We start from the raw sequence: 25,781 nt of genomic DNA on the forward strand, positions 1-25,781 counted from the left end.
TTCATGATACTAGCAATCCCATCAGACAAAGAGAGCCTCGATTCTGCCATATGCGTATCCTTTGGACGCGCTCCCTTCTACTGCCTCTTCAATACAGAAGAGCAGCAGAATTCTTTTCTTGTGAACAGTGCGGCAGAGAGCCCAGGAGGGGCCGGTATCAAGGCAGCACAGCTGTTGGTGGACAACAAGGCCGACCTCCTCATAACCTTCCGTTGTGGCGAGAATGCCGCCAAGGTCCTCGAACCGGCAGGGGTAAAGCTCTTCAAGGCCCTCAACCTCAGTGTTGCCGACAACATCAGTGCACATCAGCAAAACAAGCTTGAGCCTCTGCAGGAGGTCCATGCAGGCTTCCATCATGGCCACTGACCCTACCATTGCCATCCTCAGTGGCAAAGGCGGGACAGGCAAGACCCTGCTCTCGGTAAACCTGAGCTCAGTTGCCGCTATGGCCACCTACATCGATTGTGATGTGGAAGAGCCCAACGGGAACCTCTTCTTCAAACCCTCCAGGGAGTTTGAGAAACTGGTGACGGTAAAGAAGCCTGTAGTCGATGAGACCTTGTGTGACGGATGCCACAAATGTGTAGACTTCTGTGCATTCAACGCCCTCGCCCTCATCGGCAAACGCCTGATGATCTTCGATGAGATCTGCCACAGCTGTGGGGGTTGCATCTATGTCTGTCCCCAGAAGGCACTCTCTGAAAGCGAGCGCCCGATCGGGGAGATGAGCATAGGCCACTCCGGCTCAGTGCGGTGCATATCAGGGACCATGAACATTGGGGAAAGCTCCGGGGTCCCCATCATCGAGGCCCTGCTCAAGCACAAGGATGGGAACCTTACCATCATCGATGCACCTCCTGGCAGCAGTTGCCTCGTGACAGAGAGCATACGCCTCGCTGATTTCTGCATCCTGGTTGCCGAACCTACCATCTTCGGTTCCCACAACCTGGCCATGGTGCACCAGCTGGTGACCCTGTTGGGCAAGAAGCATGCAGTTGTCCTGAACAAGACCCTCGAGGGAGTGAACCCGTCTGAGGAGTACTGCAAAAAGAACAACATCCCCATACTGGGGAACATCCCCTTTGACAAGAGGTTGGGAAAAATGAATTCTGAAGGAAGGATCGCAGCCCGTGAGGATGCACACTACCACAAGCTGTTCTCAGCCATCCTGGAGAAAGCCCTGAAGGAGGTATCTGATGAAACAGCTGCTGATCCTCAGCGGTAAGGGCGGAACTGGCAAGACCACCATCGCCAGCGCCTTCATCAAGCTTGCCCAGGCCAAGGCGTATGCCGACTGTGATGTCGATGCCCCAAACCTCCACCTTGTCATGCATCCATTTCCCCAGGAGAAGGCCAGCGACTACCATGGCCTGGACAAGGCCGTCATCAATGCTGAGGCGTGCACCAACTGTGGGATCTGCCTTGATGCATGCCGTTTCCACGCCATAGAAAAACATGAGACCAGCCACACAGTCGACCCCATAGCCTGCGAGGGGTGTACCCTTTGTGCCTATCTCTGCCCACAACAGGCCATCACGATGGAAAAGGCAAAGGCTGGGGAGCTGAAACTGTTCAGCAACGGGGATGAGCATTTCTCCACGGCAACCCTCCTGATGGGTAGCGGGACTACAGGGATGCTGGTGACCAAAGTCAAGGAACAGCTGAAACAGGTCTCCGATGCAACAGAGTTTGCCATCATCGATGGCTCCCCTGGCATCGGGTGCCCGGTCATTGCCTCCCTTACCGGGGTCGACCTCGCCCTTATTGTTGCAGAACCCTCAGTGTCAGGCATCAGCGACATGAAGAGGATCATAGAGACCTCGGCAAAGCTTGGGGTAACCATCGCTGTCTGTGTAAACAAGAGCGATACCAATGATGAGCTCTCTTCCCGGATCGAGACGTTCTGCTGGAAGGAAGGAATCTTCTTTGCAGGGAGAATTCCCTTTGACCCGATGGCGGTTCGAGCTGTCAATGAGGGCAAGAGTGTCATAGAATACAGCTGTGATAGTGGAACTGCCGTCAGGCAGGTATATGACAAGACTTTGCAGATGCTCAAGGAGACGATACGAAGATGAAGATAACAGCCCTTGTGGAAAACACCTCATGCAAGCCAGAGATCGGGTTCGAACATGGCCTCTCCCTCTATATTGAGACCAAAGAGAAGACCATACTCTTCGATACAGGAGCCTCACCGCTATTGGCCAAGAATGCAAAGGAACTTGCCATAGACCTGGGCAAGGTCGACCTGGTCATCCTTTCCCATGGCCATCGTGACCATGGAGGAGGCATCGAAACCTTCCTGGAACTCAACAGCAAGGCCCCCATCTATATGAGACGGTCTGCCCTTGAACCCTACTACTCCCAACGAGAAGGGGCCGAAAACCGATTCATCGGGATAGATGAGACCCTCATCAAGAACAACCGGGTCATGTTCACCGGCAAGGAGACACCCCTAGGGAAAGGGCTTACCCTCTTTTCCAATGTCAAGGGAGAGAAATTCTACCCTACAGGGAACAAGAGCCTGCTCAAGAAGAGCGAGACAGGTTTTGAAGAGGATGACTTTGCCCATGAGCAGAACCTCGCCATTGAGGAGGATGGGGTTAGCCTCTTGGTAAGCGGATGCTCCCATAGGGGAATCGTCAACATCGTGGAGCACTTCCACACCCTCTTTGGACACTACCCCACCCATGTCATCGGAGGCTTCCACCTCTATGACCATAGCACAGGAAAGCCGGAAAGCCCCCAGACCCTACAAGCGATCGCCCAAGCACTGCTTGCCACCGGAGCCCAGTACTATACCTGCCACTGTACAGGCAGTGAAAACTATGCTGCTTTGCACACTCTGATGAAGGAGAAGATCGCATACCTCTCGGGTGGGACAGAGCTGGAGTTTACGAAGAAACAGTGAATGCCATCCTTTTTTGATTAACAATTAGGATATAGGGGAGTTTCACAAGAAGCCCCATCGAACCATAGAGTGTTCCTTTTGTGGGAATAGAACAACAATCTAGAGAATTGGGAGTAACCAATGTTGAAAATTGCAGTAGCGAGCGACAACAAGAACGTATCGGGCCACTTCGGCCATTGTCAGACCTTTGAGATCTTCGAGACCGACAAAGGGGCCATCCTCACCGAGAAGTCAGTGGACAATCCAGGCCACAAGCCAGGATTCCTACCTAACTTCCTCAACGACCTTGGGGTGAATGTCATCATCAGCGGTGGTATGGGTGGAGGAGCCGTCGATATCTTCAATGAGCACAACATCGAGGTCATCGTCGGTGTCCAGGGCAAGGCAAGGGATATGGTCACAGCCTACCTCAAAGGGGAACTGGAGAGCACAGGCTCTGTCTGTCATGAACATGCTCATGAACATGAGCACGAACATGGTTGTGGCGAATAAGAGAGGCCTGCCTCATATGCCGTGTCCAGTACGGTAGAGAATTGCTGGCAACTAAAGAAGAAGGCTGTTTCTCCCGATCGGGGTGGAACAGCCTTCTGTTTTTTCATCATGTATAGGAAGAAGAAAAACCCCAGCTACAGAGCTCCCCTGGCAGGAGGTTTCTTTTCGTTCAAGACTCCTTGGCCAGGAGGGAAAGGGTAGTGCTTGTACCACTGTTCTCCACCTGGTAGGAGGCGTAGGTGATCCCACACTGCTTTGCAAATGCAAGGCAGGCACCCATGACATCATTCACATCCGCTGGCTTGTGGGCATCGCTGTTGCAGATTACCTTCACAGGGTACTGGGCTGCAAGCTTCCAGAACTCATGGTGTGGATAGGCATATCGCTTGCCCTCAGGTGTCTGCACAAGGTTCTTGCGCATTCCGTTGCCGTTGATCTCAAGGGCAACATCGTTGGCGACAGCACACTCGATGATCGCCTTTGAGCAGGCGATGGTCTCCGCGTCCCAGGCTTTATAGGAGTGGCAAAAGACATCTGGGTGTGCTCCAAAGAGGAACAGCCCGCTTTGCATCGCATCCAGATATAGGTCGGTATAGGAGAAGAGGTCTTCCTTGGTGAGGGCATTCCAGAACATGGAGTACTCGACATCGCTGTCCAGGGAGAGGTCATGCACCCCGAAAAAGAGATAGTCACAATCCCCTTTCAGTTCTTCAAAATAGGTGCGGTACTCTGGAAGATAGTCACACTCGAACCCACGTAGGATTTCAAGGGTGCCCGAGAACGCCTCTTTTGCATCGAGGCAATCCTGCTTGTATGCCTTAAGCATGGAAAAGGGCATGCGGCTGGTCCCCCAACGGTTGTCGGGTACCGGACAGTGTTCGCTCATGCCTAGGAGGGAGAGTCCCTGCTGTAGGCCCTGCTGTGCATACTCTGCGACTTCGCCAAATCCGTGGCCGCAATAGTAGCTATGTGTATGGAGGTTTACCACCTCCTGGGTGTAGGTTTGTATATGCATAGTGTACAGATATATAGTATCGGATATTGGCAGGATTTATTCAACATGGGCTGAAGAAAAAAGGATAGTGGCGGCAATACTGGGACCTGTAGGGTACGACCTATTTTGGCTGATCCTCTGCTCGTATCCCAATCATGGACAACCCTATGCAAAATAGAGGCACTATACCTACATGGATTACTGTATAGAGTAACCAAACGCAAATAATATAGAAAGATTACGGTATAGAGTAATCCTATCCCAGAATATTCAGTGCGGCAAACTACCCACCACCTACCGAGCTCACCATGATCCTAACAAAAAATCAATGATATGCAGGTGAACTATGCCGCTTCTGTTTCTTTGTATTGGATCCATGCTGAGCACATACTTTGGATAGTTGTCTCTGATAGATTCAAGGACTCCAAATTCTCTCTCCTCTGTCTCTGGAGATGCGAGGAGGTAAGAAACCTGTATGTAGATTCTTGTATCCTGCTTGCTCCCAATAAAATCTACTTCCTTGGTTTTTTGCTTACCCACCCTTACAGCATAGCCTCTCCTCAACAACTCCTGGCAGACAATGTTTTCCAGTGTTTGGTTAATGGTAGAACGACCTGACCCTAAAAGAGCTTCTCTGAATCCATGGTCAGTAAGGTAGATTTTCTGTTGGAATTGTAACAATTCCTTTCCCTGAATGTCATACCGACTGACTGTGTGCAAAAGGAAGGCCCGCTTGCCATACTCGATGTAGTTGTAGAGAGTTTCCAGCGATATGGTGCGTTTCTCGCTTTTCAGATACGCCACTATACTTTTGGCTGAAAAGATGTTTCCCATGTTGGCCATAAGGAAAAGGATGATACGGCGTAGAAGTTCAATGTCACGAATATTTTCACGTCGTGCAATATCCTTGATGATAATGGAATCAAAGATATCCTCCAGGTACTTTGTTGTGGTCTCATCACTCATTTCCGTCTGATAGAGAAAAGGCATTCCTCCACGCTGGAGATATATTTGGAATGCCTCCTGTTTGGGAATTCCCAAAACTGGCAATATCTCCTTGAAAGAGAGAGGAAAGATGGGAAATTCAACGTACCGCCCACCTAGATAGGTTGCAAGTTCTCCTGAAAGCAAATTTGCGTTGGAGCCTGTGATGTAGATGTCACAAGAGAAATCTATCATGCAAGAGTTTACCAATTTCTCCCAGCTTTCCAATTCCTGTATCTCATCCAAGAACAGATAGACCTTCTGTCCCTGTTTTTGGACAAAATCTTGTATGTGCGCATAGGTATCTTTCAAGCTAGTAACAAATGGCTCCTTCATTGACTCAAAGTTGATGGAGAGCATGGAGGAACGAAGAACTCCTTCTTTAGCAAGCTCCTCTTGGATAAGGTGTAGCATCACCGATTTCCCACAACGCCTAATACCTGTGAGGACTTTTACAATGTCCCTATGGAAAAAGGGTTTAAACAGTTGCATGTACTCATCACGTTCTATATACATGGGAAACTCCTCATTTCTTATGCAGGCCCTCTATCTATCCACATTTTGCTTACGCCCTATAGTAAACAATACTACTATATTTGTACAGATTACGATACAGAGTAATAGACCATTGAAAATGAATAGAGATTACTCCATAGAGTAATCCTATCCCAGAATATTCAGTGCGGACAACTACCCACCACCTACTGAACTCGCCATAGCCTGGTAGGGGTATTTCGCCTTGTCAGAAATCAAGCAACTATGGGTCTCCGGTTCAGTTCGTTGGCCAAGGTCGCCCCAAGGATCAAGCCCCCTCCCGCCAGTTGCAACAGGGTAATGCCCTCGTGCAGGATCGCTACAGAGAGAAGAACGGCGACTATTGGGTCGATGTAGCTCAAGATAGCCACCTGCTGGCCTTTCAGATGGGCCAGGGCTGAGAAATAGAGGTAGTACATGAGACCGGTATGGACTACACCCAGGATGAGGAGGTTCACCAGCCCAGATGCATGGAGTTCCAGGATATGGAAACCGGTGACCAGAGTGCAGTACGGGGTCAGGACGATAATGGCTGCTGCAAACTGGATCCAAGTCCTGGTCAACCCATCGAACTCTGGGGTTGCCTTGTTGGTCAGGAAGACAAAGGCATAGAGCACAGCCGCCCCAAGTCCAAAGAGGACCCCTATGGTATCGTTCGCACCTCCACCCCGCACCCCGATAATAAGGGCAAGCCCTGCTGTCGAGACGATGAAGCAGACCACCTGCTTGGCATTGAGCCGCTCACGAAAGATAAGGGAGCTGCCAACTATTATGATGGTTGGTGCAAAATAGTAGCTTAAGGTCGAAAGTGCTACACTGGTATACCGATAGGCTTCGAACAACAGGATCCAGTTGAAGCCCATGGCGGCACCCGCAAAAAAAAGTCTTCCCAGTTTTCCCCTGTATTTCGAAATCCCAGAGAGCCTTCCGCTTGTAAGCATGAACAGCGTAAGTACCAAGAACGCGATGATGCCTCGCCATAGTGCTATCTCGGCAGAAGGCAAGGGAATATACCTGACAAAGATTCCGATGGTACCAAAGGCAACCATCGCTATGATAATCTCTATGCGCGCTACAATCTGGGTTCGGCCGCTGGTGGTGGACATGCGCTCTAGGATATAGCGAATATAGGAAACTGAGAAGAGCCCATCTGACAAGATACTGAACCAATGTGGTCGCAATCTCCGGTTTTTCCTTGAGATGGCCAAAACAGTAAATGTCATGGGGGTAAACATGTAAGAGGGCAAGCCAGAGCTCACCCATTTTTTGCCTTGCATGCCAGAAAGGCAGCCTATTCACCGAAAAATCCCCAAAGAAAGTGAAGCCCACCCCGTTCTTGTTTATTCCTAAGTACTTGCAGTAAAATAAGTTGTTATACGCATTAAAAAAACTTCCCTTTTTTCCCATTTTAGTCATCCATGTTATTGACTCATAGGAGGAAATACCCAATTATGGGGCTACATTTCGATGCATCAAAGGAGATGACCAATGGTTAGGCAATTCTGCGAAAATTCAATTCTCCTTTCTATTCCAGCCTAAACTAATTGTGGCGTGCCTTGTACTCAAGGCCTCTTTCCTAACCACCGATCCAGGGTATGGCGTATGTTGTCCTGGACGGGTAGATTTCAAGGCAGAGGAGGTTTTGCAATGAGCAAACCTACCAACAAACTCTTTCACATCGTAGTAGTGCTTTTCGCCGTGGCCGCATTCACCCTTACAGGTTGCAGCAAGGACTCTTCCAATGAGAAGAACACCACCGGAAGCAAGAAGCTCTACGTCTACAACTGGTCCTACTACACCCCTGACTCCGTGATCGAGGCATTCGAGAAGGAGTATGGCGTCGATGTGGTACTCGACTACTTCGCCTCAAACGAAGAGATGTTCGCAAAGCTCAAGGCCAGCGGAAACGCAGGCTACGACATCATCTTCCCTTCAGGGGACTATGTCTCCATCATGATGCACGAAGGGATGCTCGAGAAAATCGACACCTCGAAGATTCCCAACCTGAAGAACATCACCCCCCTGGCCATCGAGAAGGCTACCTACGACCCCAAGATGGAGTACTCGGTACCCTACTACATGGGAGCCTCCGGCATAGCCGTAAACAAGAAGCTGGCCAAGGATTATGAGAGGACCTGGAATATCTTTGCAGACAAGACCTATGCCAACCGCATGGTCATGATGGATGACATGCGCGAAGTACTTGGTGATGCCCTGGCATACCTGGGCTATTCGGTCAACACCACCAGCGCAAAGGAACTTGAGGAAGCGAGGGTCCTGGTCAACACCAAGTGGAAGCCCAACCTCGTCAAGTTCGATGCCGAGGGGTTTGCCAAGGGCTTTGCCTCAGGCGAATACCTGGTTTCCCATGGCTATGCTGAGGCGATCTTCGAAGAGCTTCCTGAAGAGAAGTGGGAGAACGTGGACTTCTTCCTCCCAGCCGCTGGCGGGCCGATGTACATCGACTCGATGTGCATCCCCAAGGGGGCAAGGAACTATGACCTGGCCCTGTTGTTCATCAACTTCATCCACCAGCCGGAAAACTATGCACAGTTCCTCGACCGGTTCCACTTCCCCGCCTCAGTCAACACCGCAGCAGAACAGTTCACCACAACCAAGCCTTTCTACACCGTTGACATGCTGAAGAACTACGAGCTGAAGGACGACCTTGGCAAGAACCTTGACATGTACAACAAGGCCTGGGAAAGCATCAGGTACGTAAATTAAGGCGCATTGACCTAGAATAAAATGCAGGGTACATTCATGGGTAAGCGAGGCATCTATGAGCAGCTATACCCATGAAACCTTCATCTCCCCCTTTACCTGGCGCTATGGCAGTCCTGCCATGCGCTCCCTCTTCAGCGAACAGGAAAAACGCCGGCTTCTCCGGCAGATCTGGATAGCCCTGGCCACAGCACAGAAAAAGGCCTCTCTTGTCACAGACGAGCAGCTTTCCGAGCTCATAGCCCACAAGGATGACATCGACATCGACCGAGCCACAGCCATCGAGGCTGAGATTCGGCACGATTTGATGGCAGAAATCAAGACCTATGCCGAGCAGTGCCCCAAGGGGGGAAGCATCATCCACCTGGGTGCCACCAGCATGGATGTCCTTGACAATATGGATGCCCTGCGACTCAGGCAGGCTACCCTGCTCATCATCGAAAAGACCAAGGTCCTGCTCAAGGCGTTCCAGGAAAAGATGGAGGCGTATGCAGAAAGCCCTTGCATGGCCTTCACCCATATCCAGCCAGCTGAACCCACCACCATAGGCTACCGCTTTGCCCAGAGTGCCCAGGACCTCGTCGAGGACCTGAAGGCCCTCCAGGAGGTAGCTGCCTCGATCAGGGGGAAAGGTATCAAGGGGGCTGTAGGTACCAGCGCGAGCTACACCGAACTGCTCAAGGGACGGGGTATGACAGCCTTTGAACTGGAACATGAGGTAATGACCTCCCTTGGGCTTGGGAGCTTTACAGCCTCCACCCAGGTCTATCCACGAAAGCAGGACTGGAGGATCGTCACAGCCCTCTCCGGACTCTGCTGTACCCTCTACAAGTTCGCCCTCGACTTCAGGCTCTTGCAGAGCCCTCCCATCGGGGAGTGGAGCGAGCCCTTTGGGGAAAAGCAGGTGGGCTCCTCTGCCATGCCGTTCAAGCGCAACCCCATCAACTGCGAGAAGATCGACAGCCTGTGCCGCTTTGTATCCAGCCAGAGCGAAGTGCTCTGGCAGAATGCCGCATCCACCATGCTGGAACGCACCCTCGACGACAGCGCAAACAGACGTGTCACGCTGCCCGAGTGCTTCCTTGCCACCGATGAGGTCCTCACCACTGCCACCAAGATCGTGACAGGGATGCAGATCCATGAATCGGGGGTAAAGAGAAACCTCGCCACCTATGGCCTGTTCGCAGCCAGCGAGCGCCTTCTTATGGAGTTGGGAAGAAGAGGTGCAAACCGTCAGGAGATGCACGAGCTTATCCGCCACTACAGCCTCAAGGCCTGGGCAGAGGTGCAGGAAGGCCAAGTCAATACCCTTGCCGAAATGCTCAGCAGTGACAGGACGGTCCTCTCCTTCATGCAGGAAGAGGAGGTGCTCCAGTCTCTCAATGCGGAGGAGTATGTGGGCGATGCACCCTTGAGGACCCGCATGGTCATCCAAGAGGTAGAGGCAGCCCTTAGCTGATGTAGATCAGGCCGGCAAAGATACCATAGTAGATGGCCATCCTAAGGTAGCGCACCAAGCTTCCCAGCAGGAATAGGTGTAGCTTGAACTTGACCGCCCCTGCCACCGTACAGATGGTGGAGAACGGAAGCGGGGTTAGGCCGCTGATGACGATCGCCCACACCCCATACTTGGTGATGATCTCCTCCGCATGGGTTCCTGAGACCTTCAGGACCCATCGTTTTATGGGAGGGATAAGTCCCACGAGCCTGCCGACAAGGTATGCGCTCCAGGCCCCTGCCACTGAGCTGGTTCCCATCACCAGGATGACAAGGAGCGGAGGCCAGGACATGACAAATGGCCAGATCAGATCGACGGAGATGGGCAGGACAAACCAATCCACTATGTAGACGTAGAGGGCTACCCCATGGACCCCCAGATTCTGGACAAACTCTTTCATCATCTCCGATTTCCCCAAGGGTGTGAGGGAGAGCAGCTTCATTGCCACCAGATAGATGGCGAGGATCGGGATGGTGGCAAGGATGGTCCTTTTGACAAGCAGGCGCATGTCGAGCGTCCCATCATCGAGCATGTAGCTTTCTTTTGCAAAGAGGGGCTTGATCCGTTCAATGATGTTCATAGAGCAACTCTTTGAAAACTGAAAAGAGGGTTTCCGGTTTTCCTTTTCCCACTCCCTGGAAGAGAGTGTCCCTCCCTCCGCCCTTCCCTTCGATGGGAGCGAGCAGACGGTTTCGCGAACGATTGAAATCAAGCAGGGCTGAGGCCTTCCCACCAAGGCCTATGAGCCAGATGAGCTTGCCCTCCTCTTGTTTTGCTGCGCAGAGGGCAAGGTCCCCAGCATGGGCACAGGCAGTGCCTACATGCTTGAGGTCGATATCCTCACCTACCTCCCAGAGGACGAGGGGGATGCCTCCGATTTGCTCGGCCTTCTCCATCAGGGAAAAGAGGGTCAGCTCTGCGACCTGCTCAGATTTTTTCAGAAGCTGGGTTCGGTCCTGGGCAATCTGGGAGAGCAGTTGTCTCTCTACCTCCAGAAGGTTCTCCCTCTGGGCGGAGTGGAGCGTGCACAGCTGTGCGACCAGCGAACGGTTCTCCCGTATCATGGCAAGAGCCTCTTGCCCGACAGAGAAGATGAGCCGTACATGGCCCCGGAGCTTCTCCTGTCCCTCATACTGGAACAGGATGACCTCGCTTGTATTTGCCAGATGTAGGCCACCACAAGCAGTCATATCCACATCCTCAATGACCACGAGCCGGATCGTGTCGTTGTCGACCTTGATGGAACGCCGCAGCTTCAGCTTCATCGCATCTTCGTGCGCCTCCTCCCTGTAGGAGAGGGGGTGCGCCTCACGGACGCTCTGGTTTACCAGCTCTTCAAGGGCAAAGCAGGTAGAGGCGGGTATTTCTCCCTGGTCTGTCTCTATGGTGAGGATCTTCTCCCCTTGGTGCACGCTTACCGTACCAATGCCAAAATGGGAATGGAGGAGGCCACTGGCCACATGTTGGGCAGTGTGCATCTGCATGTAGTGGTAGCGATGGGCCCAGTCCAACACGACCAGGACCTGCTCTCCGACAGAGAAGGTCGGGTTATCGACCTTGTGGAGGATAGTCCCCTCTTCCCCTTTTACGGTGTCCAGGAGGGTACATCCCCCGATGGTCCCCCTATCGCCACTCTGCCCTCCCCCTTCGGGGTAGCAGATGGTCCTGTCGAGGATAACCCCCTCTTCGGTGATGGCGACTACGGTTGCTTCAAGGGTTTTCAGATAGGGTTCTTCGTAATATACAGTTCTGGAATTCATGGTTTTCCTCAATCGATGCGTTGCATGGTAAGGTGGTCTTCGACAGGCAGGGCGGTCCTGGCCACAGGTAGCTGGATCCTGAACTTGATGGCCACCAGACGGATGACGAACACAACCAAGGTGGTTATCAGGAACTTCGGCAGTAGTGTCAGGCTACTCTTTTCCAACAGCAGATAGACAATGCCGCCTATAAGGGAGGCCGTGGCATAGAAGTCGCTGGTCAGGACAGATGGCACCGACCGGCTCATGATGTCCCTGACCATCCCGCCACCTACTGCGGTAAAGACACCACAGAGGAGTTGGCCTATAGGGCCCATGCCGTACAGGGCCCCTTTGGCTACCCCAATGGCGGTAAAGACTCCCAGACCCAATGCGTCGGAAAAGAGGATCACCCTCCATCTTCCCACAAACTTGGGGGCAAGGAAGAAGACTGCAAGGCCAGTGCCTACACATATGAGAATATACGAACTGTTGGAGAGAGCGGCAACTGGTGTTGCCCCAATGAGCATATCCCTGAACATCCCTCCACCACAGCCTACCGTACAGGCAAAGACCACCACCCCGAGGATGTCGAGTTTGCAGCGAACACCTTTCACTGCGCCGGTTATTGCGAAGATGAAAGTGCCAAACAAGTCAAAAGCATATATTACCGTATGTTCCATTAGCATAGTTTGAGCGTATCACCAATGCCGCACTTGTCCAATACAGCGAAGTTGGCTATCTTAGTAAAAGTTGAGAGGAGTACACAATGGCTATAATAAAATCCGCTTGGGAACTTGCCTTGGAAAAGACCGCGACCTTGGAAGCCGATCCCATCAAAATACGGCATGACCTTAAACAGAAGGAAGGCAGGCAGCTTGCAGCCACATTCCTGATGGATATTGATGTAACCAAAGAGGAAACCCAGGAAAAATATGAGGCCCTTCCTGCAAAGGACAAGACGATCGTGAAGGAGGGGATGGCCCTGACACTGCTTTCCAACCTCACCCTTCCCCGCTCTGCCGTATTCAAGGACTCCTTTCCCAAATTGCTCGCCCTGGGCTCCATCGTCGCAGATGGCGATGAACAGATTCCTGAACTGCTTTCCCAGATGGAAAACTTCTTTTCTACCTACCTGCAAAACCAGGAGGACCTCATCGAGCGGATGAAGCAACAGTTTGCTCCACACCTCGAGCAAAAGCAGGCCCAGATGCGTCAGCAGTACGGGCCCAACTTCATCCTCAGGCCAGAACAGGACCCTGAGTTCATGAAGCTCTTGGACAAGAACCTTGCACAGCTGGATGAGCAATACACCACCATCCTCAACCAGGCCAAGGACCAATTGAAAGAGCTGTTGAAGATAGCGTAACAGGAGCAAAGGCTGGTTTCCTGAAGAGAGGTCCGAAAGGGCCTCTTTCTCTATATAGGTACGGGATTGCGTTTTCTGCATGAAGCGATCTGGCAAGAAACCCCTCTATCTACAGGTAGGGAAAATCCCTGTTTGGTGATATGATGGAAAAAGAAAGGAGAATAGAATGCAATCGCTGAATACGTTGTTTACCAAAAGCACCCTTGCATCCTTAATAACCCTACAAGATCTCTCTTCCTTCGATCCTCTTATCAGAGAGCACGTCTCATCTCCGGAAACACGAGACAACAGTGAAGTTCTTTCTGAACTTTATCAATTCATGGCAAAACACTACCGAAACGAGTATGTTTACCAAAACACGTTGTTGAACAAGCTGCTGCTTGGAAAACATTCAACCAAAACCACAACAGCCTTGATGCAGATACCCATAGGAAAATCTATTGCTGATTTCATCCTTATCAATGGAAAGGCTAGAGTATATGAGATCAAAACAGAACTTGATGACTTCTCCAGACTCAAGACGCAGTTGAATGACTATTACAAGGCATTTGCTCAGGTCTGTGTCGTTACCTCTGAGGATAGGGCTCCTCGCATACTAACCATGTTGAAGGGAAGCCCTGTAGGCGTATCAGTTCTCACAAAACGGAATACGCTGAGTTTACGCAAAGAACCTCTGGAAGAACGGGGCTTTCTTTCCCATCGGGTCCTCTTTCAGGTCTTGAGAAAGACTGAATATGAACAGATTATTCTCCAAGTGACAGGCCAACTTCCCCAAGTTCCACCAGTATTCCAGTATCGGGCCTGTTTGGAAAGTTTTGGTACCATTGAGATGGAAAAACTCTATCCAATGGTTCTTGCAACCTTGAAGAGACGAAATTCCCTTACAGAGGAATACTGTTTGGGTATCCCCTATTCCCTACGGTCCTTACGGTATTTTTCCCAATATAACCAAGCAGAAGAGAGAAGGTTCCAGACTTTTCTCAAACAACGGTATGGAGGTTGAGAACAGTGTATATTCCCTACTTACGGGCTAGACAGTTTGAATTGATAGCTTTGAGGGAACTTCTTGAAAATCACAAGCTAAGTAGAGAAATTATCCCTTTGGTGGAACCAGTGAGGCTAACGCCGACCCTTGTTCTTACAATCGAAGCCTTCATTCAAGCAAAACACCCTATAGCAGTAATATGTAACCCAGCTGTCGGGTCTTTTACCGTGAAAAACACAAAAGACAAATTGGCAGATAGATTCACTCTTGCAATGTCCAGCAATTATGTACTAAAGGCCCTCATATGGAATATACCAGGAAGCGAATATTTCTCAGAGTTGGAGAACAACGGATTGGAACGTTCAACCCTGATGCTTATCGTTCATGATAGGGATGCCTTGGAACTCTATGCTGGTAAGTTTGCCTCTAACCCTCCAAAATTCACGCTTATACCCGATCAAGGAATGTTTCGACGCAGTGTCCATAGTTCAAAAATCATCTTACAAGACCAGTTTATCAAGCAAAAAAGAAACGCTGATTACAGTAAAGTTGATGATGAGTTTTTTTCAGATGCCCATTTGTTTTATGCAGAAGAAGGATATGAAGGGTTTGCAGACTACTCAATCATAGGCAGTGAATTTAGCGAAGGGGGATTCGCTCCTTACGCAGCCACCATCCATCTGGTTTATTTTGATGATGCATACAGCTTGAGGATTCATCATTTTGTATCAGACTCAGTTGAAGATATCCAGGATACTCCTGGTAAATTTCAGGAAGCAGTGCACAAATTGGCTGAGTGGGTAGCAACCCGCGAAATAGAAATGACCATGGGACTGGAAACATTGCTGAAACATTATAAAGAAGGCACCTACCCTGGGTTAGGAACTGTGAAAAAGCTCTCTATCATGCATCATTTGGAATTGATGTCATCCTTTTTCACAAGACAGGAGACCAATGCATGAACTGCTGTGTGAATTGTTTCAAAGACCGAGAGATACAGGCTGTAATCAAAAATATGCAATTGCAGGGCAACTGTGATATCTGTGCTTCCAAAGCTGTTTATATCCAACCGTTGGGTTCAGAGAGTACCTTACGAGACAATTTTGATGTTCTTCTGGATGTATATACACCTGAAGACAACCTTCCAGAAGAATACCCTGAAATATTTCTTGATCATCTGGAAAATCATTTATGTTACGAATGGAGTATTTTCAATCTTACGCCAGAACAAGTAGTTCAATTCCTCATGGCCTTGTATCCAGGTTCCGATGATTCTAGAGCGCCTCTATTGGTCCATAAGGTTGGGATACTTGAAAAGGATGATGAATCATATCTACAAGAAAACTCAATTGTTGGGAACTCTTCTTGGGATGCCTTTGTTGAAGCTATCAAGTTCCAAAACAGATTTTTTTCTTACGGAATCAACAATAGTGTATTACAACCATTTTTGAACCTTGTAAAAAAGACCTATAAAAAGGGAACCATACTTTATAGGGCCCGAATAGCTCCTTCTGCAAATGGTTTTGCAATAGATAAAATGGGTGCACCTCCTAGGGATAAAGCCACATCAGGAAGGGCAAATTCAGAAGGAATCAGCTGTCTTTACCTTTCGGATTCAGAAGAAACAACACTACATGAAGCTAGAGTTGGAGAATATGACTTTGTTTCAATTGCCCAATTTGAGGCCATTGAAGATGTGGAAGTGGTCAATATCGCCCTTCTCTCGGAAATCAGCCCTTTTTGGGGTAGTGACATTACTCAACTTGCTGTAAATCTGTCGAATTTCAAACGACTTGGCAATGAAGTCGCCAAACCAATGAGAAGGCATGACAGCCCTTTGGATTACCTGCCGACGCAATATCTTTGTGACTATATAAAAAGCCTTGGACATGCAGGGTTCGAATACCGAAGCGCAATGAATAAAGATGGTTCGAATGTTGCAATTTTTTATCCAGAAAAATTCAGATGCATACATGTTTCAGTGTTTGACATACAATCGCTTGAATACAAATATGACAAGCTCAGCTAAAAATACAAATTCAGTGTATCAAATAGCTCGAGAGTATTCAAAGTCCAAAAAAGATCAGGCACATTGCTGATAAATGCTTGCTTGTCTGCATAAGACAAGAAAGGCCGCCTGTTTCCAGACGGCCAAACATATAATCCTGACAAATCCTAGTTCCAGTACTTCTCCATCCGCTTTACCAAGGAAACCCTATAGGCTTCCCAGTCGGTGATGGGTTTTGCAGCAAGGCCCTCTTCGCATGCGGCCTTTGCAACAGCAACAGCCTCATACTCGATTACCCTTGGGTCAAACGGCTTGGGAACGATGTATTCCCGTCCGAAGCTGAACTTCTTGCCACCGTAGGCCTTGGCTACAGAATCGGGGAACGGTTCCTTCGCCAGCTTGGCAAGTGCCTTGGCAGCTGCCATCTTCATGCCTTCGCTGATGATGGTTGCACGGACATCCAGGGCGCCACGGAAGATGAAGGGGAAGCCGAGCACGTTGTTGATCTGGTTGGGGTAGTCGCTTCTTCCCGTTGCCATGATGAGGTCGCTTCTGGTGGACATTGCCAACTCATAGTCGATCTCGGGGTTGGGATTGGCCATGGCAAAGACCACAGGGTCCCTGTCCATGGAAAGCAACATCTCAGGAGTTACACAGTCGGCCACAGAGAGGCCCATGAGGACGTCTGCATTGACCAGGGCTTCGGCGAGGGTGCGTGCCTTGTTCTCGGTAGCAAACTCCTCTTTCTCCTTGGTCATGCCACTGGTCCTGCCCTTGTAGATGACACCCTTGCTGTCGCACATGATGATATGCTCATGCTTGGCCCCAGCAGCGACAAACATCTTGGCACACGAGATGCCAGCAGCCCCCGCTCCGTTGACCACGATCTTGATGTCAGCCATCTTCTTGTTGACGATCTCACAGCAGTTCATCAGACCTGCGGTCGCAATGATCGCAGTACCGTGCTGGTCGTCATGGAAAATGGGGATATTGCAGCTCTTGATAAGCTCCTGCTCGATCTTGAAACACTCAGGACCCTTGATGTCCTCAAGGTTTACGCCACCAAAGGTGGGGGTAAGGGCCTTGACGATGGCAATGATCTTGTCCGGGTCTTTCTCATCCAGTTCGAGGTCAAATACATCGATGTCAGCAAATCTCTTGAACAGGACACCCTTGCCTTCCATTACCGGCTTGCTGGCAAGCGGCCCACGGTCTCCAAGACCGAGGATTGCTGTCCCGTTGGATATGACAGCTACCAGATTCCCCTTGGAGGTATACTTGTAGGCATCCTCAGGGTTCTCTTCAATGGCGAGTACCGGCTTTGCCACACCTGGGGTGTAGGCAAGGCCCAGGTCGTCAGCAGTCTGGCAGGGCTTGGAAGGGACTACCGACACCTTGCCTGGGACTCCATCAAGGCAGTGGTATGCCAATGCCCTTCTTTTCAATTCATTCTGATCTTGCATCTCAAGACTCTCCTTATCTCTCTAGCATCGCTCTGCTTATTTCTTCTCAAAATCCCAGTGATAGTCCATCTTGAAACGGTCGCGCAGGGTGACCATGACCTTCTGCAGTGATGGGGGAACGGGACATCCATGCTCCTTACGGAACTGCCAGGCTAGATACTCCTTCTCACCGGCGGTAAAGATGTAGTCTTCACCAGGGGCCTTGTTGCTTGCCCTCAGTTCACGGCAGATGGTTCCTGCAATGCGCTTGAAGGTCGCAAGACCCATGAAGTGCTCAGGATCGATGGCAATGAAGAAGTGGCCAAGGGGATAGGGGATCGCCTTCTGGTTTTCGTCGAACCCGTTGAGGGCCTTCATCCAAGCGCCATCCTGCAAGGCAGCAGAGAGGATCTCAACCACAGTTGCATAGCCGAAGCCCTTGTAGCCGCCGGTCATCTCACCGATGCCCCCCAGTGGGGTAAGGGCTGCCTTGCCGGTGGTAAGGTCCTTGAGGACCTGCTGTGTATCGGTGCGGGTCTTACCCTCATTGTCGAGTACCCATCCTGGAGGAAGGTCTTTTCCTGCCCTTCCGTATACCTCGATCTTCCCTCTCTGGCTTACCGAGGTGGCGCAGTCTAGGACGAAGGGGAAAGCCTCATCGGTGGGGATGCCAAAGGTAAGGGGGTTGGTTCCCAGCATGTTCTCCACACCGAAGGTGGGGGCTATGGAGGGCCTGGCGTTGGTACCGGTTACCCCGATCATCCCAGCATGGGTGGCCATGGTTGCAAAGTAGCCTGCGATGCCGTAGTGGTTGGAGTTACGAGCCACAACCATGCCAATGCCATACTTCTTTGCCTTTGCAATGGCCATCTCCATGGCCTTGTGGCCTACCACATGACCCATGCCGTTGTTGCCATCGAGCACTGCAGTGGCTTCCTTGTCCTTGATGACATCGATCTTGGTGACAGGGTTCATGATGCCCATATCGATGCGGTCGATATAGATCGGCTTCAGGCGCCCGATACCATGGCTGTCGATACCGCGCTTGTCACTCTCGATCAAGACATCACCGATGATCTTTGCATCGCTGGCTGGGACCCCTGCGTGTACAAGAGCCTCTTCCATGAACTTCTCCAGTTCAGGAAACTGTACCCAGGCACAATCTGCATAATGGTCGCCGTACTCATCCATAAATTTCATATGTTCCTCCTATTCTTCAATATCTGCTATTACTATCGAGAGCCCTTCCGGGGTCTCCATCTGTGCTATGAGCTGTCCACCCTTCTTGTCCGTTACCAGCACATCGACACGGTCGAGTGCGATGGTCTTGAAGTTCGATACCACCCCGATCTTGTTGCTGGTTGCCACGACAATGACCTTGCCTACCGTGTGCTCTATCATCGCCCGGGTTGTCTCGGCCTCTTCCAGGATGGGGGTGGTAAGCCCTGCTGTGGGAGAGAATCCATCGACCCCGATGATGGCCTTGTTGGCATAGACCTCAGAGACCAGAAGCGAGGAGAGCGACCCCGAGACAGAGTGGGAACGGGGGCGGTATACGCCTCCGGCCAAGATGAGGCGGACATCCTCATACTCCTTGCAAAGCCAGGGGGCATCGATGTTGTTGGTGACTATGGTGAGTTTCTTGCCCAGGGAGGCAACACAACGGATGACCTCCAGCGTTGTCGACCCACTGTTGATGTAGAGGGTATCCCCTTCCTCGACCATCTCTGAAACTACCCTTCCTATGGCTGCCTTCTCGAGGGGGAACTCCGAGGCCTTCTGCAGGTAGTCGGGTTCAATGGGAAGGTTCCTGCGGACAGTCGCCCCTCCGTGGGTACGCTCGACCAGGCCTTTCTTTGCCAGTTGGTCCAAATCCCGCCTGATGGTCAGCTCGCTGACAGAAAGCTCTTCTGCAAGCTGGCCTACGTTGACTGTCCCCTCTTCCTCGATCAGGGAGAGGATGTACTGGTGCCTGCCTGCTGGAATGGTTGACATAGGATACTCCATGAATGTTTTTGAACATTTCTTGCGTACAATCCCATGATACAATCACAAACATTCAAGTGTCAATGAAAATGCTCCTCTATCTGCAAGAAAGAGGAGCAAAACATCATCTATATGGGAAGGCACTCTATATTCGGCAGATAGCCACTACCATAGCCAGGGGATGGTGAAGGCAGGCCCGATGGAAAGGCCTACATAGAGGCTGACGTTGGTAGACTCTCCCCCACCTGAAAGGGGCAGATTCCCAAAGGCTCCAGTTATCAGGGCCAGGTCCAACTCTTCAGATCCTACCAGCCTGAACCGAGCTCCCAGGTCCAGTCCAACACCAAACTCCAGGCTTACAGATGAGGGAGAACTGGTAGCCACAAAAGAGCAGGAAGGCCCTATGGCTGCATAGGCCAGGATTCCCTGGGTAAGGTCTACGGAAAATGCAGGGCCGAAAAACACGAACATGTTGGAAAAGGAAGAGGTATCTTCCAGGGAGAGGGAGAGCCCTGCCCTTGATTCGATCCCGATCCAGGAGCGCCCGGGAAAATCCATCCAGGAGAGGTCGATGCCCAAGGCATCGGAACTAGCAAACCGGTTATACCCGAGAGAAGCGTTCATCCAGCTGCCTGGGGCAACAGCGAACAGGGAACCGACAACAAGCAAGAGCATGAGCAAGAGCAACAAGATTTTTCGACACATGAAAGACTCCTCCATTACTAGACATGTGTAACAATATCTTGAGTATTGGCGATTCGTCTTGGGAGGTCAACCATATTGTTTGTACAAAACCAAAATCATGAATCAAACAAGAAAAAGCACCCAACTATTTGTTATATAGCCAGATGCTTCACCAAGAGCCAAACATATGCCTGTGTTAGATTGTCACTTTATACGGGTATCTTTCCCTGTATTTTAGGTCAGTAGTAGTACATGATCGGGGAATAGATACCATAGCCCGGGAAATTCAAGGCCGAACCAAACGAGAAGCCGAAGTATCCTGACAGGTTTCCGGAAAAATCCTGCTGACGGCTGGAGTTGACCAGATGCAGCAGCGTGATGTCCCCAAAGACCCCTGTCATGAGGGCCAGGTCCCACCGTTCACTTCCCGCTACCCTGAACCTGGCGCCTACATCGAAACCCACCCCAAGCTGCTGTTCGGTGAAACTGGTCGGCTGGTCGTAGCCCGACAAGTTGTATGAGGGCCCAATGGAAGCATACCCCAGGACCCCACCTGCCAGGACGGTGTTGAAGGCCGGTCCCATGAAGGCATGCATTGCGGTAAAGAGAGGGTCGGCATCGAGGGAGAATGCCATGCCCAGGTGTGTGGCTACCCCTACACTTGATCCACCGGGGAAGCCATACCAGGAGAAGTTGTACCCGATGGTATCGGTTGTTCCACTGCTGAGGGCCAGCTTGGAATTGTATGACCAATCATAGGTGATGGAGTTGTTGATCCAGCTTTCCGGGATATCGGCAAAGAGGGCATTACCTACGAGGAAAAGCACACATAACAGGGATATGATCTTTCTAGACATTGCCAGCTCCTTTGCGTATCAGTTAAGAATTATCTCTTGATTATCATTTAGAAAACTGGTATGGTCAACAGTGTCCAAATCATGGTGCCATACCCAAGTGGTAAGGGAAAGGTCTGCAAAACCTTGATTCATCGGTTCGAATCCGATTGGCACCTCTTACAGCCGCTGAGAAATCAGCGGCTGTCCTATTGTAGGGCCTTGAGATGTTGCACCTATCATGCATTTGCCTTGCTTACCTTTCCCCTTGAGCCCAGCCTTTCTGGATATCGCAAAAGGACAGGGCGCAAAGGTGTGGTAAAAGTCATGCTGGATACCCTGTATGCCTACCATAGTACAAATCCCTATTCTGCTTTCCCTTGAAGGGTTTCCAGGAGAAGCCCAATATTTGAGCCTATGGATTTTTTCAAGCCCTCTACAGGGGTGGCATGCTCTATGGCCAGCTCAACCCTACCAAGAAACTGGGTTGAAAACTTGATCCTTGTCTTGCTGTAACTTCCTTTCAGCTTATCTTTGAGGTATACCTCTGTTTGGGTACGTTTGCCAATTTTTTGTGAGCAAGAATCATCTGATGATCGTATTCTGTCAGGTCGCTGTAGCGAAAGAGCAACCATACCTCAAAACAGGGGTTGGAAATTGCCAGGAAATACCCTGCTTCCACACACTTCTGCCGTAGCATATCATACTGATAATCCCTGAAACCATGCATGTCACAATCTACAATGATATAAAGGGTATCGATGGAGCTACAATAGTGATCGGATTGTTCTATTGCCTGTTTAGCGAACCTGAAGGGGATTTGAGAACAAAAACTGGAGGGGTCTCCCCCTCCTGCACTACTTTACACTGGTCTGTTCTATCAACGGCCTTCCTGGTCTTTCTATCGTGTCTTACCCAGATATGCTACCTTGATCTCCTCATTCTCCAACAGGGCCTTGCCAGGGCCTGAGAGGGTGATGTTCCCAGTCTCCATGACATAGCCCTGGTGGGCTGTCTTGAGGGCAACGTTGGCGTTCTGCTCGATGAGCAGGACGGTAACCCCTTCCTCGTTGATCTTCCTGATGATGGAGAAGATGTCCTTCACCACCAGGGGAGCTAGGCCCAAGGAGGGCTCGTCCATCATGATGACCTTGGGATTGGCCATGAGGGCGCGCCCCACTGCCAGCATCTGCTGTTCCCCTCCCGAGAGGGTCCCTGCCGATTGCCAGTGCCTTTCCAGCAGACGGGGAAAGAGCTCATAGACATGCTCCAGGGCCTGCTGTTCCCTCTTCCCGTCCTGGAGGTAGCCGCCGATCTTCAGGTTCTCAAGGACGGTCAGGTTGGGGAATACCCTCCTGCCTTCCGGAACCAGGACCAGGCCCATCTCCACGATCTTGCGGGTATCCATACCGTTGATCTTCACCCCATCGTAGAAGATGGTCCCACTGGTAAGGGGAACAAGGCCCATGATGGAGCGCAAGGTGGTCGACTTACCGGCGCCATTGGCACCGATAAGGGTGACGATCTCGTGCTCCTGGACATCAAAGGAGATGCCATTGAGGGCAACGATACCGCCATAACAGACTTTCAGATCGCGTATTTCCAATAGACTCATGCTTCTTCAACTCCCAAATATGCCCTGATGACGGCAGGATCGTTCTGAACCTCTTTTGCGGTTCCCTGTGCAATGGTCTTGCCATAGTCGAGCACATAGATCTTGTCCGAGATGTCCATGACCAGGTTCATATGGTGCTCGATGAGGAATATGGTCAGCGAGAAGGACTCCTTGATCTCCTGTATGAAGAGAGCGAGTTCCTCCGTCTCCTTGGGGTTCATGCCGGCAGCAGGTTCGTCAAGCAGGAGGAGCTTGGGCCCTGTGGCCAGAGCCCTCGCTATCTCAAGCCTTCTCTGCTTGCCATAGGGAAGGGAGGAGGCCTTCTCGTCACGGTGCTCGCCCAGCCCTACCGTAAGCAGCAGCCTGTCGGCCTCCTGGTTCATCAGCAGCTCTTCAGCCGCATTGAGCTTGAAGGTGGAAGTGAGCATCCCTGCCTTGATATGGCAGTGCTTGGCAATGAGGACATTCTCGAATACGGTCAGGTCCTTGAACAGGCGAATGTTCTGGAAGGTCCTTGCCATGCCCAGGCGGGTGATCTTGTCAGGTGTGTTGACGACCTGGTGCTCGTTCAATGTCTTGTAGGTCCCGTTGTAGATCTTCTTCATCTTGGATCGGGGGTAGTTCTCCCCGATGACCTGGCCGTCGAAGATGACCCGGCCGTTGGTAGCCTGGTAGCCGCCGGTTATGACGTTGAAGGCTGTGGTCTTGCCGGCCCCGTTGGGCCCGATGAGGGCGGTGATCTTGCCTTCAGGAATCTCTATGTTGAGGTCATCGACTGCGACGACACCGCCAAACTGCATGGTTATATGTTCGGTCTTCAAAAGGATGGTACTCATCTGGCACCCCCTTCACTCTTCTTGGTACGTTTGAAGCGTCCTATGATGCGGTCCCAGCTGAACTCCTCGCTACCCATAAGGCCCTTGCGGTAGACAAGGACTACCACCATGAGAAGGATGGAGAAGATCACCATCCTGAAGCCGGTCCTGAAAAGAGGTACCTGCCAGGTTCCGAAGAAGAGAGGCTGGTCGAAGAAGCGCAGCCACCACTCCTTTGCTGCCGTCACGAGGAAGGCACTGAGGATGCTTCCAGAAACACTGCCGATGCCCCCGATGACCACAATGAGCAGGATGTCGTAGGTCATGGAGATGGAGAAGGTCTTGGCTTCAATGGAGCGCATGTACATAGCCAGAAGCCCTCCGGCGATGGCCGAGAAGAAGGAGCTCACCACAAAGCTCATCGACTTGTGCTTGAAGAGGTTTATGCCCATCGCCTCTGCTGCGATCTCATCCTCACGGATGGCCTTGAAGGCCCTTCCGTAGGAGGAGTTGATGAGCAGGAGGATAAAGCCAACACAGAGGCCCACCACAATAAATGGTGTCACCAGCGATGGGATGAGGCCCCATGCCATCACGGGGAAGGTAGGGATCTTGTTCAGGCCGTAGGAGCCGTTGGTTATCTGGTCAAACTGGGGGGAGGAGAAGATGGCCCGGACGATCTCCGACAACCCCAGCGTTGCTATGGCCAGGTAGTCGCTCTTCAGCCTCAGGACCGCCACACCCACAAAGGCTGCGATGAGGGCTGCAAGCAGGCCTCCGAGCAGCAAGGCTACAAAGGGAAAGACGCTCTGCACAAAGGCAGGGGAATCGGCGACCATCATCTTCAGGACCCGGATGGCTGGGTGTACCCCATTCATATAGTATACACCATCGAGGCTCTTCACCGGGATGATGAGGATTGCCGTGGTATAGGCACCGATGGACATGAAGCCAGCCTGTCCCAGGCTGAACAGTCCTGTAAAGCCGTTGAGCAGGTTCATGGAGACTGCGACCAGGGCAAGGATGACTCCCTTCTGCAAGACCGACACCAGCATGCCGTGCTGCATGCGGTTGGCGCTCAGCCAGTAGAGGAAGACGACAAGCAAGGCGAGGGTTATGGTGGTAAGTAGGGTATTTCGTTTCATTTTCATTGCTATACTTTCTCCACATTCTTTTCGCCAAACAGGCCGGTAGGTCTGACGAGCAACATTACGATCAACAAGAAGAAGGTGAAGGCATCGGAGAAGGTCGAGTAGCCAAGGGCTACGAGAAGGGTCTCCACGATGCCGATGAAGAAGCCTCCTACCACAGCGCCGGGAATGTTTCCGATGCCGCCGAAGACGGCCGCGACGAAACACTTCAGCCCTGGCAAGGTCCCTGAGAAGGGGGTAACCGACATGCGGTCGGTAAAGTAGAGGATGGAGCCGATGCCTGCAAGCAGGGAGCCTATGGCAAAGGTAACGGAGACGATGCGGTTGATGTTGATGCCCATCAGCTTGGCAGTCTCAAAGTCCTTGCTTACGGCCCTCATCGCCATACCGGTCTTGGTCTTGTTGACCAGGATCATGAGGATGACCACCAGGACGATGGTAAGGATGGGGGTAAGGATGGTTACGAACGAAGCACTCAACTCCCCTATCTGGAAGATCCTCTTCAGGTACGGTAGTTCAGGATACCCACGGGGGATTGCAGTAAAGAAGTAGGTGGAGACGTTCTGCAAAAGATATGAGACACCGATGGCACTTATCATGATGGACATGCGTGGGGCATTCCTCAGAGGCTTGTAGGCAAACTTCTCTATGCCAATTCCCATTACCGTGGTGACAACCAGGGTAATGATGATGGCCACAGGCCAGGGGAAGCTGGCAAGGGCGAAGATCATGAAATAGCCCGCCATCATGAAGATATCGCCATGGGCGAAGTTGATCAGACGGAGGATGCCGTACACCAGCGTGTAGCCGATGGCGATAAGGGCGTAGGCTCCTCCTAGGGAGATACCTGTCAGGCAGTGCTGCAGGATGGTTGTCATACTCATCAAAGATTCTCCATATCCGAACCAGGTGTCCTCAACAGGGGAGAACGGTTCGTGTATCAATGGGGTTAGGGACAAAGGCTGAAACCAAACAAAAAAACAGAAAGAACAGATCCAATAAACCAAGAGTTGAGGGATT

Annotated in this window: 27 protein-coding genes, 1 tRNA gene and 1 pseudogene; 12 read left to right on the plus strand and 17 right to left on the minus strand. The window is 51.2% G+C overall.

Features of this window, described 5'->3' with window-relative positions; genetic code table 11:
* Window positions 1–3 precede the first annotated feature (3 nt).
* The 5 genes from ROJ03_RS08450 (at window position 4) to ROJ03_RS08470 (ending at window position 3,400) form a co-directional block, all read left to right on the plus strand.
* Window positions 4–366 carry a NifB/NifX family molybdenum-iron cluster-binding protein gene (locus tag ROJ03_RS08450; protein WP_313726588.1) on the plus strand — a complete coding sequence of 121 codons (363 nt, stop codon included), beginning with the start codon at window positions 4–6 and terminating at the stop codon, window positions 364–366.
* The gene (locus tag ROJ03_RS08455) at window positions 341–1,225 is read left to right on the plus strand and encodes an ATP-binding protein (protein WP_313726589.1); all 885 of its coding nucleotides are present in this window, start codon (window positions 341–343) and stop codon (window positions 1,223–1,225) included. Before ROJ03_RS08450 ends, ROJ03_RS08455 begins: the two co-directional genes overlap by 26 nt.
* Window positions 1,197–2,075, plus strand: a complete 879-nt coding sequence (locus tag ROJ03_RS08460; RefSeq protein WP_313726590.1) for an ATP-binding protein — start codon at window positions 1,197–1,199, stop codon at window positions 2,073–2,075. The genes ROJ03_RS08455 and ROJ03_RS08460 overlap by 29 nt, the downstream gene beginning before the upstream one ends.
* Window positions 2,072–2,908, plus strand: coding sequence for an MBL fold metallo-hydrolase (locus ROJ03_RS08465; RefSeq protein WP_313726591.1), 837 nt, complete (start codon window positions 2,072–2,074; stop codon window positions 2,906–2,908). The genes ROJ03_RS08460 and ROJ03_RS08465 overlap by 4 nt, the downstream gene beginning before the upstream one ends.
* A gap of 120 nt (window positions 2,909–3,028) precedes the next feature.
* Entirely contained in the window at window positions 3,029–3,400 is a 372-nt protein-coding gene (locus ROJ03_RS08470; protein ID WP_313726592.1) for a NifB/NifX family molybdenum-iron cluster-binding protein, read from the plus strand.
* 169 nt (window positions 3,401–3,569) lie between these two features.
* Here the strand turns inward: ROJ03_RS08470 and ROJ03_RS08475 are convergent, their stop codons facing one another.
* The 4 genes and pseudogenes from ROJ03_RS08475 to ROJ03_RS08490 form a co-directional block, all read right to left on the minus strand.
* On the minus strand, window positions 3,570–4,415 hold the full coding sequence (locus tag ROJ03_RS08475; protein ID WP_313726593.1) for a histidinol-phosphatase: 846 nt from the start codon (window positions 4,413–4,415) through the stop codon (window positions 3,570–3,572).
* Between the two features lie 282 nt (window positions 4,416–4,697).
* Window positions 4,698–5,435: an ATP-binding protein gene (locus ROJ03_RS08480; protein WP_313726634.1), complete on the minus strand. Its 738-nt coding sequence runs from the start codon at window positions 5,433–5,435 to the stop codon at window positions 4,698–4,700.
* Between the two features lie 18 nt (window positions 5,436–5,453).
* Window positions 5,454–5,894 (minus strand): annotated as a pseudogene (locus tag ROJ03_RS08485) (AAA family ATPase); the annotation flags it as partial.
* A 233-nt stretch (window positions 5,895–6,127) separates the two neighbouring features.
* A complete protein-coding gene (locus tag ROJ03_RS08490; protein WP_313726594.1) occupies window positions 6,128–7,018 on the minus strand; it encodes a DMT family transporter in 891 nt (296 codons plus the stop codon).
* 541 nt (window positions 7,019–7,559) lie between these two features.
* Here ROJ03_RS08490 and ROJ03_RS08495 point away from each other — a divergent pair.
* Together ROJ03_RS08495 and purB are read left to right on the plus strand one after the other, a co-directional pair.
* Window positions 7,560–8,639: an extracellular solute-binding protein gene (locus ROJ03_RS08495; protein WP_313726595.1), complete on the plus strand. Its 1,080-nt coding sequence runs from the start codon at window positions 7,560–7,562 to the stop codon at window positions 8,637–8,639.
* Between the two features lie 55 nt (window positions 8,640–8,694).
* The gene (gene purB, locus ROJ03_RS08500) at window positions 8,695–10,095 is read left to right on the plus strand and encodes an adenylosuccinate lyase (RefSeq protein ID WP_313726596.1); all 1,401 of its coding nucleotides are present in this window, start codon (window positions 8,695–8,697) and stop codon (window positions 10,093–10,095) included.
* Here purB and ROJ03_RS08505 read toward each other — a convergent pair.
* From ROJ03_RS08505 to ROJ03_RS08515, 3 genes are read right to left on the minus strand one after another with little or no spacing between them, the layout of a single operon-like run.
* Window positions 10,088–10,714, minus strand: coding sequence for a VTT domain-containing protein (locus tag ROJ03_RS08505; protein ID WP_313726597.1), 627 nt, complete (start codon window positions 10,712–10,714; stop codon window positions 10,088–10,090). The genes purB and ROJ03_RS08505 overlap by 8 nt on opposite strands.
* Window positions 10,701–11,894: an alanine--tRNA ligase-related protein gene (locus tag ROJ03_RS08510; RefSeq protein WP_313726598.1), complete on the minus strand. Its 1,194-nt coding sequence runs from the start codon at window positions 11,892–11,894 to the stop codon at window positions 10,701–10,703. The genes ROJ03_RS08505 and ROJ03_RS08510 overlap by 14 nt, the downstream gene beginning before the upstream one ends.
* Before the next feature lie 8 nt (window positions 11,895–11,902).
* On the minus strand, window positions 11,903–12,562 hold the full coding sequence (locus tag ROJ03_RS08515) for a trimeric intracellular cation channel family protein (RefSeq protein WP_313726599.1): 660 nt from the start codon (window positions 12,560–12,562) through the stop codon (window positions 11,903–11,905).
* A gap of 80 nt (window positions 12,563–12,642) precedes the next feature.
* On the opposite strand from ROJ03_RS08515, the gene ROJ03_RS08520 reads away from it, so the two are divergent.
* The 4 genes from ROJ03_RS08520 to ROJ03_RS08535 all read left to right on the plus strand — a co-directional run bounded on the left by ROJ03_RS08520 (window position 12,643) and on the right by ROJ03_RS08535 (window position 16,256).
* Window positions 12,643–13,242 (plus strand): DUF6657 family protein, encoded by a 600-nt coding sequence (locus ROJ03_RS08520; protein ID WP_313726600.1) that lies wholly within the window; start codon window positions 12,643–12,645, stop codon window positions 13,240–13,242.
* A 166-nt stretch (window positions 13,243–13,408) separates the two neighbouring features.
* A complete protein-coding gene (locus tag ROJ03_RS08525; protein WP_313726601.1) occupies window positions 13,409–14,245 on the plus strand; it encodes a sce7726 family protein in 837 nt (278 codons plus the stop codon).
* Between the two features lie 5 nt (window positions 14,246–14,250).
* Window positions 14,251–15,189 carry a sce7725 family protein gene (locus ROJ03_RS08530; RefSeq protein ID WP_313726603.1) on the plus strand — a complete coding sequence of 313 codons (939 nt, stop codon included), beginning with the start codon at window positions 14,251–14,253 and terminating at the stop codon, window positions 15,187–15,189.
* Window positions 15,186–16,256 carry an RES family NAD+ phosphorylase gene (locus ROJ03_RS08535; protein WP_313726604.1) on the plus strand — a complete coding sequence of 357 codons (1,071 nt, stop codon included), beginning with the start codon at window positions 15,186–15,188 and terminating at the stop codon, window positions 16,254–16,256. The genes ROJ03_RS08530 and ROJ03_RS08535 overlap by 4 nt, the downstream gene beginning before the upstream one ends.
* Before the next feature lie 146 nt (window positions 16,257–16,402).
* Here the strand turns inward: ROJ03_RS08535 and ROJ03_RS08540 are convergent, their stop codons facing one another.
* From ROJ03_RS08540 to ROJ03_RS08560, 5 genes are all read right to left on the minus strand, one after another.
* A complete protein-coding gene (locus ROJ03_RS08540; protein WP_313726605.1) occupies window positions 16,403–17,698 on the minus strand; it encodes a malic enzyme-like NAD(P)-binding protein in 1,296 nt (431 codons plus the stop codon).
* A 36-nt stretch (window positions 17,699–17,734) separates the two neighbouring features.
* Window positions 17,735–18,877 (minus strand): Ldh family oxidoreductase, encoded by a 1,143-nt coding sequence (locus ROJ03_RS08545; protein WP_313726606.1) that lies wholly within the window; start codon window positions 18,875–18,877, stop codon window positions 17,735–17,737.
* A 9-nt stretch (window positions 18,878–18,886) separates the two neighbouring features.
* A complete protein-coding gene (locus ROJ03_RS08550; RefSeq protein ID WP_313726607.1) occupies window positions 18,887–19,672 on the minus strand; it encodes a DeoR/GlpR family DNA-binding transcription regulator in 786 nt (261 codons plus the stop codon).
* 156 nt (window positions 19,673–19,828) lie between these two features.
* Window positions 19,829–20,368 carry a hypothetical protein gene (locus ROJ03_RS08555; protein WP_313726608.1) on the minus strand — a complete coding sequence of 180 codons (540 nt, stop codon included), beginning with the start codon at window positions 20,366–20,368 and terminating at the stop codon, window positions 19,829–19,831.
* A 218-nt stretch (window positions 20,369–20,586) separates the two neighbouring features.
* Entirely contained in the window at window positions 20,587–21,204 is a 618-nt protein-coding gene (locus tag ROJ03_RS08560; protein WP_313726609.1) for a hypothetical protein, read from the minus strand.
* Window positions 21,205–21,287: 83 nt separating this feature from the next.
* Between ROJ03_RS08560 and ROJ03_RS08565 the strand changes: the two genes are divergently transcribed.
* Window positions 21,288–21,359: transfer RNA gene (locus ROJ03_RS08565), tRNA-Cys, on the plus strand.
* A 344-nt stretch (window positions 21,360–21,703) separates the two neighbouring features.
* On the opposite strand, the gene ROJ03_RS13055 is transcribed toward ROJ03_RS08565, so the two are convergent.
* From ROJ03_RS13055 to ROJ03_RS08585, 5 genes are all read right to left on the minus strand, one after another.
* Window positions 21,704–22,000: an RloB domain-containing protein gene (locus ROJ03_RS13055; RefSeq protein WP_409530493.1), complete on the minus strand. Its 297-nt coding sequence runs from the start codon at window positions 21,998–22,000 to the stop codon at window positions 21,704–21,706.
* 81 nt (window positions 22,001–22,081) lie between these two features.
* The gene (locus ROJ03_RS08570) at window positions 22,082–22,795 is read right to left on the minus strand and encodes an ABC transporter ATP-binding protein (RefSeq protein WP_313726610.1); all 714 of its coding nucleotides are present in this window, start codon (window positions 22,793–22,795) and stop codon (window positions 22,082–22,084) included.
* Window positions 22,792–23,631, minus strand: a complete 840-nt coding sequence (locus ROJ03_RS08575) for an ABC transporter ATP-binding protein (RefSeq protein WP_313726611.1) — start codon at window positions 23,629–23,631, stop codon at window positions 22,792–22,794. Before ROJ03_RS08575 ends, ROJ03_RS08570 begins: the two co-directional genes overlap by 4 nt.
* Complete coding sequence (locus tag ROJ03_RS08580; protein WP_313726613.1) at window positions 23,628–24,761, minus strand: branched-chain amino acid ABC transporter permease; 1,134 nt, start codon at window positions 24,759–24,761, stop codon at window positions 23,628–23,630. The genes ROJ03_RS08575 and ROJ03_RS08580 overlap by 4 nt, the downstream gene beginning before the upstream one ends.
* Window positions 24,762–24,763: 2 nt before the next feature.
* Window positions 24,764–25,645: a branched-chain amino acid ABC transporter permease gene (locus ROJ03_RS08585; RefSeq protein ID WP_313726614.1), complete on the minus strand. Its 882-nt coding sequence runs from the start codon at window positions 25,643–25,645 to the stop codon at window positions 24,764–24,766.
* Window positions 25,646–25,781: the final 136 nt, after the last annotated feature.

Origin of the sequence: Sphaerochaeta sp. PS, assembly GCF_032144095.1 — a bacterium.
Taxonomy (GTDB): Bacteria; Spirochaetota; Spirochaetia; order Sphaerochaetales; family Sphaerochaetaceae; genus Sphaerochaeta.